The sequence below is a fragment of the Terrabacter sp. 01T434 genome (assembly GCF_056398545.1).
In genome coordinates this window covers 1-16477 of record NZ_JBFTPP010000016.1, presented here as the reverse complement: position 1 = coordinate 16477, position 16477 = coordinate 1, and the positions used below count along the sequence as shown (strand labels likewise).

The window sequence follows — 16477 nt, the reverse complement described above, 5'->3', positions numbered from 1 at the left end:
GCTCCGGCTGCGCCGCCGCCCTCGACGCCGAGCACTACCTCGCCGCCCTCGAGGACACCGCCACCCCCGCCGAGGCCGCTGCCGAGGCCGCCCTCATCGACGAGACCGACTCCGGCGCGATCCCCGACCCCCGCGCCACCGTCGGCGCCCAGGCCGTCTCCCCGTCCTTGGCCGCCATGTTCGCTGGAGGGTCGCATGAGTGAGGTCCCACGGGTGGGACCAGCGGGCGCCGGCGACTCCCGTCCGTCGGTGTTGTTCGTGTGCGTCAAGAACGGCGGGAAGTCCCAGATGGCGGCCGCCCTCATGCGGTCCTTGGCGGGCGCTGCCGTGGAGGTCCACTCCGCTGGGACCCGGCCGGGCGATGCGGTGAACGCGTTGTCCGCCGAGGTCGTCGCCGAAGTCGGGGCGAGCATGGACGGGGAGGTGCCCACGGCGATCGACCCGGACCTGTTCCGGCGCGTCGACCGTGTCGTCGTGCTCGGTTCCGAGGCGGTTGTCGCCGCCGTCCCCGAGATGCGAGGTTCCATCGAAACCTGGGAGACCGACGAACCATCCTCACGCGGTATCGAGGGAGTCGAGCGCATGCGGCTGATCCGTGGGGACATCCAGGCCCGCTGCGAAGGCCTGCTCGAGGCACTCCAGGCTCGCTGAGGCGATAGGTCAGGTCGAGACGACGCTGGCCCGCCCGCTCGGTTCGTCGTCTTGCCCCAGGTTTGGCTGCCACCTTCGACGGCTCGCGCGGCTGCACCGCCGGCTCAGCTGAAGCGCTCGGGTGATGGATGCACTTCCCGGTCGGATGGGATCCCTTCTTCCGGGACACGATGACGCCGGCCGACGTGTACGCCTACGGCATGCAGCACTACGACTCCACCGGAAGCAGCTCAGTATCGAGGCGTAGCGGCAGCCCTCCGTGTCCAAGCTCCGGGGTTGTCATGAGCTGCGGCTGCGAGCCGGATCAGGTGCCGACCGGCGCGAGCATCTGGGCCATGACGGCGAGCACGTCAGGATCAACCCTGTAGTACACCCAGGTCCCGCGCCGCTCGGACTCCAGCAACCCGGCCTCGCGCAGCTTCTTCAGGTGGTGCGACACCGTCGGCTGGGACACCCCCACGTCCTGGATGTCGCACACGCACGCCTCGCCGCCCTCGGCGGAGGCGATGTTCGAGAACAGCCGAAGCCGCACCGGGTCTCCCAGCGCCTTGAACATCGCCGCGGCGCGCTCGGCGTCCTCGACTCCGAGTGGACCGCGCGTCAACGGCGTGCAGCACAGCTGACCTGCGGTGCTCCCGCCGGACGGGGTCACGTCCTCAACCTCCAGCAACTTCGACATACGTCTATGTTGACAGCCGTCGAACCAGAGTGCAAGATGGGCGACAGCGAGGCATCGACAAGTATCGAAGTAAACATACGTCGGGCGTCACCCGGCGCCAGACCCGGAGGTTCTACCGTGACGATCCCCACTGTCACCCACCCGCTGCCCACCGTCGTCATCGGCGCGGGCCCGATCGGCCTGGCGGCCGCGGCGCACCTGCTCGAGCAGGGCCTCGAGCCGCTCGTTCTGGAACGCGGCGACCGCGCCGGCGCCGCCGTGAGCGACTGGGGCCACGTGCGGCTGTTCTCCCGCTGGTCTGAGCTCGTCGACCCGGGCGCGCGACGCCTCCTCGAGGGGACCGGTTGGGTCGAGCCGGAGGCCGGCCGCTACCCGACGGGCGCCGAGTGGGTGCAGCTGTACCTGCAGCCGCTGGCCGATGCCCTCGGGGACCGCGTCCGGTACGGCCAGCGCGTGACGGGCGTCGCCCGTGCCGGCCGGGACCGGGTCGTCGACTCGGGCCGCGAGGACCAACCGTTCACCGTGCACCTGCACGCCGCCGCCGGCCAGCCATCCCGGCTCACCGCCCGCGCCGTGATCGACGCCTCCGGCACGTGGAGCCGACCGAACCCGCTCGGCAGCGACGGGTATCCCGCCGACGGCGAGCAGAACCCGGTCATCGCCGAGCGCATCACCTACCGCGTCCCCAACACCGGGGATGCCGCCACCGCGGACCCCGCCGACGTCGCCCGGTACGGCGGCAAGCGCACCGCCGTCGTCGGCTCCGGCCACTCGGCCCTGACCGCGCTCGTGGCCCTAGCCGCCCTGGCCGACCGGGTGCCCGGCACCACGGCCATTTGGGTCCTGCGCCGCGGCGCCGTCGGCAACGCGTACGGCGGCGGGGACGCCGACCAGCTTCCCGCTCGCGGCGCGCTCGGCGTCAAGGCCCGCGAAGCCGTCGCCGCCGGGCACATCGAGGTCGTCACCGGCTTCCGCACCCAAACCATCGAGCACCGAGTCGAGGACACCGTAGGCGCTGGCGTGTTGACCCTCGTCAGCGAGGACGGCTCCCGCATCGAGGGCCTGGACCAGGTCATCGGCCTCACCGGGTTCCGCCCGGACCACTCGATCCTGTCCGAGCTGCGGCTGCGCCTGGACACCCGCTTGGAGGCACCCGCCGCCCTGGCCCCGCTCATCGACCCGAACGTCCACTCCTGCGGCACCATCTACCCGCACGGCGCGGCCGAGCTGGCCCACGACGAGCAGGACCTCTACGTCGTCGGGCTGAAGTCCTACGGCCGCGCGCCCACCTTCCTGGCCCTCACCGGCTACGAGCAGGTCCGCTCCGTGGCGGCGTCCCTCGCCGGCGACCACGAAGCGGCCTCTCGCGTCGAGCTCACCCTCCCCGAGACCGGCGTGTGCGGCGGCGCGGGACTCTTCGACGAGGCCGCCGCCAATGAGGGCGCCGGCGACGGCGGCTGCTGCAGCCCCGCTCCCGCAGCAGAAACCCAGGCCGTCCCGGTGGCAGCGCTGGCAACGTCGGGGACCAGGCCACAACTGATCCAAATCGGCGTCCCCACCGCAACTGCGGGAGCCTGCGGCCCCTCCGGATGCTGAACCGCCCACCCGTCGACCACGGGCCGTCGACCGCGCCGAGCGCGTTGGTCGACGGCCCGGCCGCCTCCGGTCACGGCACCCCACCGGACACCGCGACACCAACCGCCGGCGACCAGCCGGTCGTAGTGAGCAGGCCCAGATTCGCCCTGCCAGCGTTGTGCGCCACCCAGATCATCGGCTGGGGCACGCTCTACTACGCCTTCCCCGTCATGCTGCCGGCCATCACCAGCGACACCGGCTGGTCCGCGCCGGCCGCGACCGCCCCGTTCACCGCGGCCCTGGTCGTGTCCGCGGTCGCCGGCATCCCCATCGGCCACCTCATCGACCGCACCGGCCCGCGGCGCGTCATGACCGCCGGCTCGCTCCTGGGGGCTGGCGCCCTGGCCATCGTCGCCCTCGCCCCCAACCCCCTGGTCTTCACCGCCGGGTGGCTGCTCGCCGGGCTGGCCATGGCCGCCACGTTCTACCAGCCGGCCTTCGCAGCCCTGACGCGCTGGTACGGACCGCGGCGGGTCCGCGCCCTGACCACCCTCACCCTCGCCGGCGGCCTTGCAAGCACCATCTTCGCCCCCATCACCGCGGCCCTGACCGAGCACCTCGGCTGGCACCACGCCGCGCTCACCCTCGCCCTGGTCGTGCTTCTGACCGCAGCACCGCTGCACGCCACCGCCCTGCGCGGCCCATGGCCAGCGCACGCCCCTGAGCCTGCACGCCCTGCGGCCGCCGCGGCCGGCGCGGCCGGCGCGGCCGGCGCGGGACTTCCCGCCGGAGCCAGCCTGCGGGCCGTCATCACCAGCAAGCCCTTCCTTCTCCTCGCGGCAGCCCTCACCCTGTCCGGGTTCGCCATGTACGCCGTCGTCTTCGGGCTCATCCCGCTGCTCACCCACCGCGGAGCCACCACCAGCCAGGCCGCCTGGGCCCTGGGGCTCGGCGGCCTCGGGCAGACCCTGGGCCGGCTCGTCTACGCGCCGCTGGCCGCCCGCACCAGTCCCCGCACTCGCACCGCAGCCTTGATCGCCGCTGGCGGCCTCACCACCGCCCTACTGGCAGCCATCCCCGGCCCGCTGTGGCTCCTCACGCTCACCGCCATGGCCGCCGGCACCGTCCGCGGCAACCTCACCCTCCTGCAGGCCACCGCCGTCACCGACCGGTGGGGCACCCACGCCTACGGCCGGCTCACTGCCACTCTGGCCGCGCCCATCACCATCGCCGGCGCCTTCGCCCCCTGGGCCGGGACGGCCCTGACCGGCCCACTAGGCGGCTACCCCCGCCTGTTCTGGGCACTGGCGGCCGTCTCGGCTACGGCCGCCGTGACAGCAGCCGCCACGAGGCAACCCGAGTTGAGCCCGACATCCGCTCATGGCCGGAAACCGATCCTGCAAGCAGTCTCCAGGTAGCCGCTCGTCGGACGATGTCCAACCATGCCGCGGGTGATGCGTGCCAGACCGCTGCGGGCACAGGTCACGCGCGCGTCCTGGGGGGCTGGCAGCGCAGTCCTGCCAACCGGGTGCAACAGAGCGGTGAGATGAACGGGGTGGGCCGGTGCCGGTTGTGCTGAAAGGACTACTGGTGCTGTGACGCCGTCTGCCCGGACGTGAGTCCAAGCTGAGCCATCATTGATCCGGTGTCGAAGTACGTCTTCTGACTCAGGACCTTGCCATCCTTGAACTCCATGACATCGCACAGCTGCAAGGTCAGGGACCGCCCGGTTGCTGGGATCTCACCCATGCTGGTTGCCAGAGTTCCCGTGTGGGTGCCCCGGCCGGTGAACTCCACGACCACGTAGTTGCCCGACTCGATCACCCGGTCGACGGTGACCTTGCCGTCCGGGAACCCGTCTGCCCACATCGTGTTGTACGCGCGAGAGCCGTCGGCGCCTACGAAGGTGTCACCGGACCCGACGATCGTGATCGTTCCATCGGGCGCTGTCGCCTCGGCGATCTCGTCAAATCTTCGCTCGTTCCATGCCTCGTGAATCCTGCGCGCGAGGGTTGCGTTGTCTGCCATCTGAGCCTCCGCTCTGGCACCTGCCCACCCTGTCGAACGCTAGTACCGGGCCCGCCGGGGGGCAACGGGCCGAGACTGGTGCAACTCGGTTGAAGTACGGGTATGTGCTCATAGAGACGAGGTGGTGTGCGATGTTCGGTTCCCGGTTCATGCCCTGTCAGGAGTGCGGCGCTTCCGTGGATCGCACCGGTACTGGCGAGCACGAGTGCGCGCCCGAGCGCCGGGCCGACTACCAGATGTTCGGGCTGCGCGAGGAGGTCGCGCAGCTGGAGGCCGGGGTCCACCGCTACCTGGCGACAGCAACAGGACGCTTCGAGTCCTGGCTCGCCGCCAGCGAGGTTCGCGGCCAGACCTGAGCCACCCGCCGACTCCGGTCGCCACGGATCTCCCCCGTTGTCACGTGCCCCTCCAGGCGCGCCGTGCGAACGTCCCGTCATGCCGCTCCTCGCACGTCAGTCGTTGGTCTACAGCTCCCGAGTTGCCGAGTCACGTGCTGCAACGTTGGCTCGCCTGCGCTGGTGAACAGCGAGAACCGCGGCCCCCTCTGCTTCCAGGCGTGCCAGGTTGATGCTGTTGTCCCGCTCCCGCTCGCGCATCTCCGTTGCGCTGAGATCTGCACTCGAACGGGTCAACACCTCTTCGAGCACCAGTGACGGGTCCATGGCGGTGGGCCGTTCATGCGCCGTGGGCACGTCGGGGTCGTATGCCGTGTCGACGTACAGCATGTTGCTCTCCCGGCCGCGGGTGGCCATCACGTAGAGCGGTTCGCGCGTCGTCGTCGCTGTGACGACGGCGTGCGTCGTGTCCACGGTCCTGCCTTGGGCACGGCGGGCCGTCGTCGCGTATCCGAGCTCGACGTGGTCGCGCGCGTAGGCGCCCGGCAACTGTGCGACTCCCCCGCCGGACTCGCGCCTGACGGTCACACGACTACTCGGGATGGCATGACCCCGACGTGAACCTGCGTCGTGCGCTGGTCACGCCATTCGAACTGCAAATCGCTACCCCCAGGTACGACGTAGTCCCGTTCATCTGCGCTACTACGCCTCGCTGCTCATCCGCCCCGGCGAGTCCGTCAAGACCGTCCAGGCCCGCCTGGGCCACGCCAGCGCCAGCGAAACCCTCGACACCTACAGCCACCTCTGGCCGGACAACGACGAGCGCACGAGGGCCGCCGTCGACGGAGTCCTCCGAAATTCTGCGGACTATTTGCGGACTAACGGGGGGTGCCCAAACCCAAAACCGCAGGTCAGAGGCCTAAAAGTGGATGAGTCGGCCGATACGCCGGGTTCTGTTCCGCGTCCCCGTTACCGGTGACGCGGCGACGGCCATCCATCTGGGCCGGCCATTGCTGACCGGCTCTAGCGTCCTACCCGCACACTCGACCGGGCCGGTCTTCCCGACGCCCGAGGGCCTCGATCGTGCGCTGTCTGGACTTGCTCCGGGTGGGGTTTACCGAGCCGCTCCAGTCACCTGGAGCGCTGGTGGTCTCTTACACCACCGTTTCACCCTTACCGGCTGCCGAAGCCGCCGGCGGTCTGTTCTCTGTGGCACTGTCCCGCGGGTCACCCCGGGTGGCTGTTGGCCACCACCCTGCCCTGTGGAGCCCGGACGTTCCTCGGCAGGGCCGGGGCCCTGACGCGACCGTCTGGCCGACTCATCCGCCCACCAGCATAGGGGCGTATGCCGGGTGCTCCGTCCGCGCCGCGGCACCCCCCGGTGGCGCGAACTCACACGACTCGACGGAAGGCGAGCACGGCGACGTCGTCCTGACGGTCCGGGTCGGACACCGACTCGGTGAGCTTGGCCAGCACGTCGTCGAGGTCGGTCAGGTCGTCGACGGCCGTGAACAGCTCGTCGGCGGCGGCCTGCAGTCGTCGCAGTCCGATGTCGATGCTCTCGCCCCGTCGTTCCACGAGCCCATCGGTGTAGAGCAGGAGAACGTCACCGGCACCGAAGGGGCAGTGCGCGGAGACTCGGGGCACCTCACCCAGGCCGTGGATGGGCGACCCTTCCTCAGTCACGAACCGCGACCTCCCGTCTCGGAAGATCAGGGGCGGAGGGTGCCCGGCGACGACGAGGGCGATGTCGTCCTCGGACGGGTCGAAGAGGACGTAGACGGTAGAGGCCATCTGGGTGGGGGGTTCCACGACCATGAAGCGGTCCATGGCCCGGGCCAGCGCCGCGGGCTCCGGGTCCTGGGTCGAGAGCACCCGGGCGGCCGAGCGCATCAGCGAACCGGAGACGGCGGCATCCACTCCCCTGCCCATGACGTCGCCGAGGACGGCGATGACCCTGCCGTCGTCGAGACCGCTGACGTCGTAGTAGTCCCCGCCGACGTCGGTGCGTCCCGCCTGACGGTAGACGGTGCCGAGCTGCCACCCGGCCAGCTCGGGAAGGTCCTGCGGCAACAGGGTGGACTGGAGCACCGACGCGACACGCCGGGTCTGCGAGTAGAGGTCGGCGTTGTCGATGGCGAGGCCGGCACGTCGCGCGAGATCTTCGGCGAAGGCGACGTCCTCGGCGCCGTAGTGGCGACCCGACTCGGCGGCGACGAAGCTGAGCACTCCGAGCACCCGGTCCTTGGCGATGAGCGGCACCGACATGGCGCTCTGCAGGCCGAGCTCACGGGCCACCCGCAGGTGCTCCTCGTCCTGCGCAGCTGCGACGAGCATGGCGTCGGTGACCGCCTCGACGAGCAGGCTCTCACCCGTCCGGGCGACGAGGGCCGCGCCCCCGGGGCGGTCGGGGTCGGGCGGCCATCGGGTCTCGAGCTCCCTCGCGAGCTGCACCTTCTCCGGATCGACGTGGGCCACTGCGAGCGTGCGCAGGACACCGTCGTCGACCATCGACACCGAGCACCAGTCGGCGTGGGTCGGCACGGCGAGCGACGCGACCTGGCGCAGCGTCTGCCGGTAGTCGAGGGAGCTCGCGAGCGCCTGGGAGGCATCGGCAAGGAACTCGAGCCGCGCGGCGCGAGCCGCACTCTGCGCCTCAGCCTTCAGGCGAAGCATCGTCTGGGCGCACACGTCACTGAGGACGCCCAGCACCCACAGCTCATCGGGGTCCACGCCCCCGACCCGTCCGTCGAAACGGAATCCCAGCGCGCCGACCACCGACCCGTCGGTCCGCGAGATGAGCGGCAACGTCACGGACGAGCCCTCGGTGCGGTCGCCGAGCCCCGGGTAGCGCTCGAGCAGCTCGGCTCGACTGGTGATCGTCACGACCTTGCTGGTCAGGACGGCATCGGTGAGGGGCGACCGCTCGGCGAGCTCGAGGGTGGCCCACCGCTGGACCTCGGACGGGGTGAGCCCGTGGGCGGCGATGGTGCGGAGCCGGTCCGAACCCTCGCGGACCGCGAGCGCGGCGCGGGAGGCCCCCATCACCTTGGCCGCCTCCTCGGTGATCGTCTCGGTCAGCTGCTCCACCGTCGTGGCGGCCGCAACCTCGGCCGCGATCCGCGCCAGCGCGGCGAGCCGGGGAGAGACGGCCGCTCGGCTCGCCCCTGGGCTCTGCCATGGCACGTTCATGGGGTCATCCTGACAGCCGGTGGGCCATATCGCCCATGGATGGCGCAGAAGTGGGAGCATGCAGGTGTGACAGGACCGTCGGTCGCCGCAGGCAGGGAGCTCGGCCGTGTCGAGTTCGGTCCGGATGACCTGCGCCGCGTGCGCGAGATCGTGCGGACCATCGCCGTGGAGCGCATCCCGGACCGGGCCGACCATGCCGTGCTCGCCGTGCACGAGGTCGCGGTCAACAGCATCGTCCACGGCGGTGGGCACGGGGTCCTGTGCATCGACGAGACGCCTGACTCGCTCGTCTTCACGGTCGAGGACGACGACGGCACTGGCTCGGTGCCGCAGCTGGGCATGCCCGATGACACGGCGACGAGCGGCCGCGGGCTCTGGATCGCCGAACGCCTCAGCGATCGGCTCACCATCGAGGCCCGCCCCACGCGTACGCGCGTTCAGGTCCACCTCAGCCTCGCGTCCTGAGCGACGCGAGGATCAGCTGGGGTCCGAGGGTTGGGCGTCGGCGGAGGTCACGCTGCCGTTCGACGCGTCGGCGGGCTCGGTGACGACGTCCATGACCTCGTCGAGGTGCATCAGCCGGACGAGCCGCAGCGTCACGTCCCCACAGACCAGCTGCAGTCGGGCGCGGGCCGCGCCGGCGCGATGGTAGAGGGCGATGATTGCCCCGAGCCCCGACGAGTCGATGAAGGTGACCTCGCGCAGGTCGACGACGACCCCGCCGCCCGCGACGATGGGGAGCCGCTCGAACGCTTCGCGCGTCTCCCCCACGGAGTACGTGTCGATCTCCCCCACGAGTCGTGCCGTCGTCACCGAGCCGGCGATCGAGACCGAGACGCTCACGTGACCTCCCCTGGACGAACGAGCGGTTTGCTCGTCCCACCGTAGGACGTCCGCGCCCCCCGGGGAGGCACTTCCGCGCCGCAGGCTCCGCACATCACGATGGGCGTATGCCGTGTGGGGCTGGGTGTGTGCTGGAGGTGGTCGCGACGTAGACGGTGTTGGATGAGCGGCCTCCGGTGAGCGGGTTCGCGAAGGTCACCTCGTGTCCGGCGGCGTCGGCGAAGACGCTCGCAAGGAGCGCGATGAAGGATTCCTCGGGCGGGTCGTCCGACCAGAGGGCGAAGACCCCGCCGGGGTGCAACCGGGCAGCGAGGCGCTCGAGACCCTCGTGGGTGTAGAGGTCCGCGTGGCTGGGGTGCAGCACGTGGTGGGGGGTGTGGTCGATGTCGAGCAGCACGGCGTGCAGCAGGCCGGGCGCACTGCCGAAGCCGGCACCCTCACGGGCCAGCGCGAAGAAGTCGCCCTCGAGCAGGGTGGTGCGCGGGTCGAGCGTCAGCGCGGCGGTGTCCGGCAGCAGCCGCCTCTCGTGCCAGGAGATGACCGGGGCCAGCGCCTCGACCACCGTGACGGTGCACACCCGCTTGTCCTCGAGGGCGGCCAGCGCGGTGTAGCCGAGGCCGAGCCCGCCGACGACCACGTCGAGGTGCTCACCCTCGACGGCAGCCAGTCCCAGGCGGGCCAGCTCGATCTCGGCAACGGTGAAGAGGCTCGACATGAGGAACTCCTCGCCGAGCTTGACCTCGTAGACGTCGACGAGGAGAGAGGGCTCGAGCCGGCGCCGCAGGCTGATCTCACCCCACGCCGTCTGCTGCCAGTCGACCTCCTCGAAGCGCCGGCTCACGGGGTCAGCCGAAGATCGGCGTGAACGAGCCCGCAGGCACGTCGCGTTCGACCGAGGCGAGGCGCCACTTGTCGGCGAAGACCGCGACGTCCAGGCCGTCCTCGCGCGTCAGCACCTCGGCGCCGGAACGGCTGTTGACGATCGGGATCGCGTCCACGGCCACGGCTCGGGCGATGGAGTAGCCGAGCGGCTCGAGCCTGATGGCCGAGCCGAACTCGTGCTCCATCCGGTGCTTGGCCACGTCGAACTGCATCGGGCCGACCGCCGCGAGAACCGGGGCCTGCGCCCCGCGCCGGTCGGAGGTGAGCACCTGCACGACGCCCTCCTCGCCCAGCTGCTCGATGCCCCGTCGGAACTGCTTCTGCTTGCCGGTGACGGCCGCCCGGGCGACGGCGAAGTGCTCGGGTGCGAAGAGCGGGATGCGCGGGAAGGCGACCTTCTCGTCGGCGAAGAGCGTGTCGCCCACGCGCAGGGCGTTGGCGTTGACGAGGCCGATGACGTCGCCGGGGAAGGCCTCGTCGAGCGTCGAGCGGTCGCGGCCGAAGACGCTCTGCGCGTACTTCGTGGCGAAGGGCCTTCCGGTGTCGGCGTGCGTCACGACCATGCCCCGGGTGAAGCGGCCGGAGCAGACCCGGACGAATGCGAGGCGGTCGCGGTGGGCGCGGTCCATCCCGGCCTGGATCTTGAAGACGAACCCCGAGAAGGGCGCCGACACCTCGCGGGGCGTGCCGGACCGGTCGGGTCGCGCGCCCGGCGCGGGAGCGAGCTCCACGAGCGTGTCGAGCAGCTGGCGTACCCCGAAGTTGAGCACGGCCGACCCGAAGAGGACCGGCGACGCCGCGCCGGAGAGGAAGAGCTCGTGGTCGTAGCCGTGACCCGACGAGCGCAGCAGGTCGTACTCCTCGACCGCGTCGGTCCACGTCGAGCCGAGCAGCTGCTCGGCCTCGGCGCCGCTCATGCGCGTCGTGATCGCCTCGGTGGCGCCGCCCGGTGTCCTGGTGAACTGCACGAACTCGCCGCTCGCGCAGTCGAGCACGCCGTGGAAGTCACCCGCCACGCCGACCGGCCAGGTCAGGGGCATGGGGTGCAGGTCGATGCGCGTCGTCAGCTCGTCCATGATCGCGAGCGCGTCGAGGCCGGGGCGGTCCCACTTGTTGACGACCGTGATGACAGGCACGCCGCGGGCGCGGCACACCTCGAAGAGCTTGAACGTCTGGGGCTCGATGCCCTTGGCGGCGTCGACGAGCATGACGGCGGCATCGACCGCTGCGAGCACCCGGTAGGTGTCCTCGGAGAAGTCCGCGTGACCGGGGGTGTCGAGCAGGTTGACGACGGTGCCGTCGTAGGCGAACTGGAGCACGGCGGAGGTGATCGAGATGCCTCGGTCCTTCTCCATCTCCATCCAGTCCGAGACGACCCCGCGGCGGTTGCCCTTGCCGTGCACCGCACCCGCCTCACCGATGGCGCGCGCGTGCAGGGCGAGCGCCTCGGTCAAGGTCGACTTGCCGGCGTCGGGGTGCGAGATGACGGCGAAGGTGCGGCGGCGGGCCGCCTCCTCGGCGACCGCGCGCTCGTCGGGGTTCGCGCCGCCGGGGTCGCGGCGGTCCGCGATCTCGCGGTCGGGCAGTGCGATGGCGTCCATGGTCCTCCAGTGATCGCCCCCGAGTCTGTCATCGCTCGCCCCGAACCCCGAATCGACGGGCTCGGACACCGCCCAGCGAGCGTGAGCCGAGTCACATCGAGTCGCCTGCGTCAACGATCACGGCGTCCCGTTCGTCGTGCATGGGAGACGACGACCGCAACAGACCCCTCAGGAACATGACGCAACAGCTGACCGACGACCCCGACCTCACCGACGCACCATCCAGCTCCACCGGATCCACCGGCCACAGCGGCCCCAGCGGCGCCGCCCCCGCGGAGTCCCAGCCCCACCCCCGCTCCGGGTTCAAGCTCCTCGACCTCTCCCTGACCCAGCTGCTCGGGGGGTCGATGGCTGCGGCGACCGCGGCCGCCCTGGGCTCGCGCCTGGGCGTCGTCGGCACCATCGCCGGCGCGGCCGTCCTGAGCGTCGTCTCGGCCATCGCCGCCCACGTCTACACGACCTCCATGGCCCGCGCCAAGGACGCCGTCGTGCTCGTGCGCTCCCGTCGCGGTGCCGACACCCTCCAGATGGAGGTCGTGCGTGAGCGCTGGTGGCGGCGTGCCGACCGCACGACGACACGCCGGGTCCTCGCGACGACCGCTGCGGTCTTCGCCGTCGCGGCGGCCTTCCTCACCGGTCTGCAGCTCGCCACCGGCGCCCAGGTGACGGGGACGACCCTCGGTGGCCGCGCCTCGGCCGGGGCCGTCGTCGACGCACCCGCAGCCCCCCGGGCCGAGCAGGTGCAGCGGGACAGCCGTGCCACCACCTCGACCGGGTCGGCCGGCTCGACGCCGAGCCCGTCGGCGACGACTCCTGTCACCGGGCCGACCACCGGAGCCGGCGCCGCGACCGCCCCTGCCTCACCCCAGGCCGCCACGCCGACCACCACGGGGGCGTCGAGCCCCGCGTCGCCCGCGACACCGGGCGGCGCGGGCACGGCGACCACACCCCCCGGTGGGGCCACTCCCGTCAGCCCCACCCCGACCGCTCCCTGATCAGACGACGGTCAGCGCGATCGTGCCCGTCGACACCTCGGCGACGTCGACGCGCACGGTCACCCGGGCGCCAGCGGCAGCCTTGCCGGACGCCTTCGCCACCACGGCCAGCTCGATGAGCTGGACGACGACAGCCTTCTCGTTCTCGTCGACAACCACCCCTTCTAGCTCGTCGCCGAGATGGGGATGGAGCTCGGCCGCCTCGACGGCGTCGGTGCACGCCCGCTCGACGCCGTTGGTGCGTCGGTCGGACGTCGACATGATCTCGGGCAGCGTCGGCAGCGCCTCACGCACCCACTCGGGCACCTCTCGACCCGCCGAGAGCGCCTCGCACACGACGAGCCCGAAGCGGTCGACGAGCCGGCGCAGCGGGGCGGTCACGTGCGCATACGGGTTCGCGACCGCGGCGTGCAGCGGTTGCTCCGGCACCGTCCCGTCGAACGGGGTGTAGCCGGCGCCCCGGAAGAGCGAGGTCGCCTCGTGGATGAGGGCCAGGTGGCGGGGCTCGGCGCGGTCCAGCGTCCGGAGGAACTCGCCGTAGGCCAGTCCCTCGGGCCACGCCACGCCGGCCGCAGCCGCCTGGCGACGGAAGCGCGCCAGGTCACGGGGGTCCGGCGGCGGCATCGTGCGCAGGATTCCGACCTTGCCCCTGAGCATGAGGTCCGCCGCGCCCATCCCGGTCAGCAGGGAGATCTGGGCGTTCCAGTCCTCCGCGGAGAGCAGTGGACGGAACGAGATGCGGAAGTCGCCGTTCTCGTCCTCCTCGACCTCCTGCTCGGGCATCGGCAGCGTCGCGCCGCCGCGCCGGCGCTCGAGCATCACGCGCTTCTCCCCGACCTCCTTGAGCAGCATCAGGCACTCCTCGGCGGTCCCGGCGTCGACCTCCTTCTGCACCTGCTCGTAGTCGTAGCGACGGACGCTGCGCACCATGGCCCGGTGGACCTCCACCGCGGTGCCCTCGCCGTCGGCGGCGAGGGCGATGTCCCAGACGAAGGCCGGACGCACCTGGTCGGGCAGCAGGCTGGCGGCGCCCTCGCTCAGCTCGGACGGGTGCAGCTGGATGCGCTCGTCGGGGCAGTAGAGGGTCTGGCCACGGCGGCGGGCCTCGGTGTCGACGGCACCTCCCGCGCGGACGAAGGCGGGCACGTCGGCGATGGCGTAGCGCACCCGGTACCCCTCGCCGTGGCGCTCGATCGACATGGCCTGGTCGAGGTCCATCGAGGTCGGCGGGTCGATGGTGATGAACGGGATGTCCGTCTCGTCCCGCTCCGGCAGGGTGGCGGCCTCGGCGGCCGAGCTCGCCTCGGCGACCACGGCGGGCGGGAAACGGTCAGGCACCTCGAACTCGCGGCGCACCGCCTCGAAGCGCGCGGTCAGCTGCTGTGCCACGTCCCCGGGCTGCGTCGCCGGGCGGAAGACGATGTGTCGCTGGGCCATGGCGCCACCCTACGCATCGTGCGATCGTCGGAGTGGCCGCCGCGACACGCGGACGGATGCGACATCGGTGTCGGCCTTCCCTAGGCTGACGACCGTGCTCATCCTGCTCCCGCCGTCCGAGGGAAAGACGCCACCGCGGAGGGGGCGCTCGCTCGACCTCGGCACCCTCTCCTTCCCGGAGCTGACGCCCCTGCGCGAGTCGCTCGTGCAGACCGTGGCTCGGGTGAGCGGCGAGCCGGATGCCGCGTCCGTCCTCGACGTCAGCCCCAACCTCGTCGCCGACATCGAGGGCAACACCCGCCTGCAGACCGCACCGACGGCAACGGCAGCCCACATCTACAGCGGGGTGCTCTACCAGGCCCTCGACGTCGACTCGCTCGACGCGGCCTCGAAGCGCCGCGCCAACCGCTGGATCGTCGTCGTGTCGGCCCTCTTCGGCGCGCTGCGCCTCGGTGACCGGGTGCCGGCCTACCGCGTCAACATCTGCAGCACCCTTCCGGGCGTGGGCCAGCTCACCCACGAGTGGCGCAAGGAGCTGCCCGCCGCCCTGGACGCGATCGTCAAGCCGCGAGAGCTCGTCGTCGACTGCCGGTCGAGCACGTATGCCGCCGTGTGGCGTCCCACGCGCGAGCGCGCCGAGCGCTGGGTGCACGTCACGGTCCCCGGCGCATCGCACATGGCCAAGCACACGCGTGGCCTCGTGACACGAGAGCTCGTGCAGGCCGACGCGCCGCGCACGCCCCAGGCCCTCGCCGAGAGGCTGTCGGAGCGCTTCGAGGTCGAGCTGACGGCCCCGCCGCGGGCAGGACGTCCGTGGCAGCTGGCCGCGACCCCGAGGCCGTGACGTGGACCTCGCGAACCTCGTCGAACGCGTCGTGCCGATCCTCGTCTTTCTCGTCGCCATCACCCTGGTCGCCGAGATCTGCGACCTGTCGGGCCTCTTCGACGTCTTGGCACACCGTGCTGCCCGCACCGCGAGGGGTCGTGTCGTCCTGCTGTGGCTGCTCCTCGTCGCCATCGCGGTGGCATGCACCGTGCTCCTCAGCCTCGACACGACGGCCGTACTGCTGACGCCCGTGGCCATCGCGGTGGCGCGCCAGGTCGGCGCTCCGCCGCTGCCGTTCGCGATGACGACGCTGTGGCTGGCCAACACGGCCTCGCTGCTGCTCCCGGTCTCGAACCTGACGAACCTCCTGGCGCTGCACCCGTTCGCGGCCCTCGGCGTCGGCACCCTCGGATACATCAAGCTGATGGCGCTGCCGGCCGTCGTCGCGATCCTCCTCACCGTCGCGGTCCTCTGGTACCTGCATCGCCGCGACCTGCGCGGCACCTACGAGACTCCCCCGGCTGCCGAGCCGCACGACCTCGTGCTCGTGCAGATCGCGGCCGGGGTGTGCGCCCTGCTCGCTCCGGCCTTCGTGCTCGGGGTGCAGCCCGCGCTGGCATCCGTGCCCGCCGCCGGCATCCTCGTCGCGGCGACCTACTGGCGGGCCCCCGAGCTGCTGCGCCGGATCCGGATGCCGTGGCTCACCGTCCTGGGCATCTGCGTCCTCTTCGTCGCCATCGATGCAGCCCTGCGTGCCGGCCTCGAGGCGTGGCTACAACACATCGTCGGGCACGGCACCGGGCGGGCCGCGCTCTTGCGCGTCAGCGGCATCGGCATGCTGACGTCCAACGGCATCAACAACCTCCCGGCCTACCTCGCGCTCGAACCGACCGTGACCGACTCGGCGACGCGGCTTGCGGCCCTGCTCATCGGCGTCAACGCGGGGCCCATCATCACGATGTGGGGCTCGGTCGCGACGCTGCTGTGGGCCTCGCGATGCCGCTCTGCGGGACTGACCGTCGACGTCGGTCGCATCGCGCGGACCGGCGCCCTCTGCGCGGTGGCCGTCGTGGTGGCCGCGACCCTGGCCCTCACTGCGCGCTGACGTCCGACGTCTCGGTCGGGAAGTGGACACTCGACCATCGAGTGCCCACTTCCCCACCCGCTTGGCTTCAGATCGTCTGCGCAACACGGATTGCGTGGAGGCAGGCGATGGGTGGAATCCCGGGGACGTACTCCTTTGCTCAGCGGCAGCAGGCGTTGGGGCTGCTGGAGCAGGGCCTACCGGCGTTGGAGGTAGCGCGGCGGATCGCGGTCGACCGCCGCGCGGTGGGACGATGGGCCAAGGTGGCCGGCATGACCTTTCGGTGGGGCCCGTCGGTGGCCTCGCGCGCCCTGCCGCACCGGTGAGCGAGGGCGACTGGACCGACGCG

The 16477-nt window shown here is 71.5% G+C and carries 16 protein-coding genes, 1 other RNA gene and 1 pseudogene; 9 read left to right on the top strand and 9 right to left on the bottom strand.

Features of this window, described 5'->3' with window-relative positions:
- Positions 1-203 (top strand): annotated as a pseudogene (locus AC1DIW_RS21620) (hypothetical protein); the annotation flags it as partial.
- Positions 196-651 (top strand): arsenate-mycothiol transferase ArsC, encoded by a 456-nt coding sequence (locus AC1DIW_RS21615; protein ID WP_442280986.1) that lies wholly within the window; start codon positions 196-198, stop codon positions 649-651. The pseudogene AC1DIW_RS21620 and the gene AC1DIW_RS21615, both read left to right, overlap by 8 nt.
- Before the next feature lie 304 nt (positions 652-955).
- On the opposite strand, the gene AC1DIW_RS21610 is transcribed toward AC1DIW_RS21615, so the two are convergent.
- Entirely contained in the window at positions 956-1330 is a 375-nt protein-coding gene (locus AC1DIW_RS21610; protein WP_442280985.1) for an ArsR/SmtB family transcription factor, read from the bottom strand.
- Positions 1331-1453: 123 nt separating this feature from the next.
- On the opposite strand from AC1DIW_RS21610, the gene AC1DIW_RS21605 reads away from it, so the two are divergent.
- Complete coding sequence (locus tag AC1DIW_RS21605) at positions 1454-2926, top strand: NAD(P)-binding domain-containing protein (RefSeq protein WP_478110860.1); 1473 nt, start codon at positions 1454-1456, stop codon at positions 2924-2926.
- 125 nt (positions 2927-3051) lie between these two features.
- Positions 3052-4323, top strand: a complete 1272-nt coding sequence (locus tag AC1DIW_RS21600; RefSeq protein ID WP_478110858.1) for an MFS transporter — start codon at positions 3052-3054, stop codon at positions 4321-4323.
- Between the two features lie 166 nt (positions 4324-4489).
- Here AC1DIW_RS21600 and AC1DIW_RS21595 read toward each other — a convergent pair whose 3' ends face one another.
- The gene (locus AC1DIW_RS21595; protein ID WP_478110857.1) at positions 4490-4933 is read right to left on the bottom strand and encodes an ester cyclase; all 444 of its coding nucleotides are present in this window, start codon (positions 4931-4933) and stop codon (positions 4490-4492) included.
- A 176-nt stretch (positions 4934-5109) separates the two neighbouring features.
- On the opposite strand from AC1DIW_RS21595, the gene AC1DIW_RS21590 reads away from it, so the two are divergent.
- Positions 5110-5289 carry a hypothetical protein gene (locus tag AC1DIW_RS21590; protein WP_442280982.1) on the top strand — a complete coding sequence of 60 codons (180 nt, stop codon included), beginning with the start codon at positions 5110-5112 and terminating at the stop codon, positions 5287-5289.
- Between the two features lie 108 nt (positions 5290-5397).
- Here AC1DIW_RS21590 and AC1DIW_RS21585 read toward each other — a convergent pair whose 3' ends face one another.
- The 3 genes from AC1DIW_RS21585 to AC1DIW_RS21575 all read right to left on the bottom strand — a co-directional run bounded on the left by AC1DIW_RS21585 (position 5398) and on the right by AC1DIW_RS21575 (position 8460).
- Positions 5398-5742 carry a hypothetical protein gene (locus tag AC1DIW_RS21585; protein ID WP_478110855.1) on the bottom strand — a complete coding sequence of 115 codons (345 nt, stop codon included), beginning with the start codon at positions 5740-5742 and terminating at the stop codon, positions 5398-5400.
- A gap of 452 nt (positions 5743-6194) precedes the next feature.
- Positions 6195-6590: RNase P RNA component class A (gene rnpB, locus AC1DIW_RS21580), an RNA gene on the bottom strand.
- Between the two features lie 70 nt (positions 6591-6660).
- Complete coding sequence (locus tag AC1DIW_RS21575; protein ID WP_478110853.1) at positions 6661-8460, bottom strand: PP2C family protein-serine/threonine phosphatase; 1800 nt, start codon at positions 8458-8460, stop codon at positions 6661-6663.
- Between the two features lie 66 nt (positions 8461-8526).
- Between AC1DIW_RS21575 and AC1DIW_RS21570 the strand changes: the two genes are divergently transcribed.
- Complete coding sequence (locus AC1DIW_RS21570; protein ID WP_442280979.1) at positions 8527-8925, top strand: ATP-binding protein; 399 nt, start codon at positions 8527-8529, stop codon at positions 8923-8925.
- A 12-nt stretch (positions 8926-8937) separates the two neighbouring features.
- On the opposite strand, the gene AC1DIW_RS21565 is transcribed toward AC1DIW_RS21570, so the two are convergent.
- From AC1DIW_RS21565 to AC1DIW_RS21555, 3 genes are all read right to left on the bottom strand, one after another.
- Positions 8938-9303, bottom strand: a complete 366-nt coding sequence (locus AC1DIW_RS21565) for an STAS domain-containing protein (RefSeq protein ID WP_478110851.1) — start codon at positions 9301-9303, stop codon at positions 8938-8940.
- Positions 9304-9397: 94 nt separating this feature from the next.
- On the bottom strand, positions 9398-10144 hold the full coding sequence (locus tag AC1DIW_RS21560; RefSeq protein WP_442280977.1) for a polyamine aminopropyltransferase: 747 nt from the start codon (positions 10142-10144) through the stop codon (positions 9398-9400).
- Between the two features lie 4 nt (positions 10145-10148).
- Positions 10149-11786, bottom strand: coding sequence for a peptide chain release factor 3 (locus tag AC1DIW_RS21555; protein ID WP_478110849.1), 1638 nt, complete (start codon positions 11784-11786; stop codon positions 10149-10151).
- A 176-nt stretch (positions 11787-11962) separates the two neighbouring features.
- Between AC1DIW_RS21555 and AC1DIW_RS21550 the strand changes: the two genes are divergently transcribed.
- Positions 11963-12781, top strand: coding sequence for a hypothetical protein (locus tag AC1DIW_RS21550; protein WP_478110847.1), 819 nt, complete (start codon positions 11963-11965; stop codon positions 12779-12781).
- Here the strand turns inward: AC1DIW_RS21550 and AC1DIW_RS21545 are convergent, their stop codons facing one another.
- Complete coding sequence (locus AC1DIW_RS21545; protein ID WP_478110845.1) at positions 12782-14218, bottom strand: RNB domain-containing ribonuclease; 1437 nt, start codon at positions 14216-14218, stop codon at positions 12782-12784. It lies immediately after the preceding gene.
- A 94-nt stretch (positions 14219-14312) separates the two neighbouring features.
- On the opposite strand from AC1DIW_RS21545, the gene AC1DIW_RS21540 reads away from it, so the two are divergent.
- Positions 14313-15062 (top strand): YaaA family protein, encoded by a 750-nt coding sequence (locus AC1DIW_RS21540; RefSeq protein ID WP_478110843.1) that lies wholly within the window; start codon positions 14313-14315, stop codon positions 15060-15062.
- Between the two features lies 1 nt (position 15063).
- Positions 15064-16149: an ArsB/NhaD family transporter gene (locus AC1DIW_RS21535; protein WP_478110842.1), complete on the top strand. Its 1086-nt coding sequence runs from the start codon at positions 15064-15066 to the stop codon at positions 16147-16149.
- Positions 16150-16477 lie beyond the last annotated feature (328 nt).

Bases quoted from the DNA above. Each gene is read 5' to 3' on its own strand.
- AC1DIW_RS21615 (WP_442280986.1), top strand. From the start codon at position 196: ATGAGTGAGGTCCCACGGGTGGGACCAGCGGGCGCCGGCGACTCCCGT.
- AC1DIW_RS21610 (WP_442280985.1), bottom strand. From the start codon at position 1,330: ATGTCGAAGTTGCTGGAGGTTGAGGACGTGACCCCGTCCGGCGGGAGC.
- AC1DIW_RS21595 (WP_478110857.1), bottom strand. From the start codon at position 4,933: ATGGCAGACAACGCAACCCTCGCGCGCAGGATTCACGAGGCATGGAAC.
- AC1DIW_RS21575 (WP_478110853.1), bottom strand. From the start codon at position 8,460: ATGAACGTGCCATGGCAGAGCCCAGGGGCGAGCCGAGCGGCCGTCTCT.
- AC1DIW_RS21555 (WP_478110849.1), bottom strand. From the start codon at position 11,786: ATGGACGCCATCGCACTGCCCGACCGCGAGATCGCGGACCGCCGCGAC.
- AC1DIW_RS21550 (WP_478110847.1), top strand. From the start codon at position 11,963: ATGACGCAACAGCTGACCGACGACCCCGACCTCACCGACGCACCATCC.
- AC1DIW_RS21545 (WP_478110845.1), bottom strand. From the start codon at position 14,218: ATGGCCCAGCGACACATCGTCTTCCGCCCGGCGACGCAGCCCGGGGAC.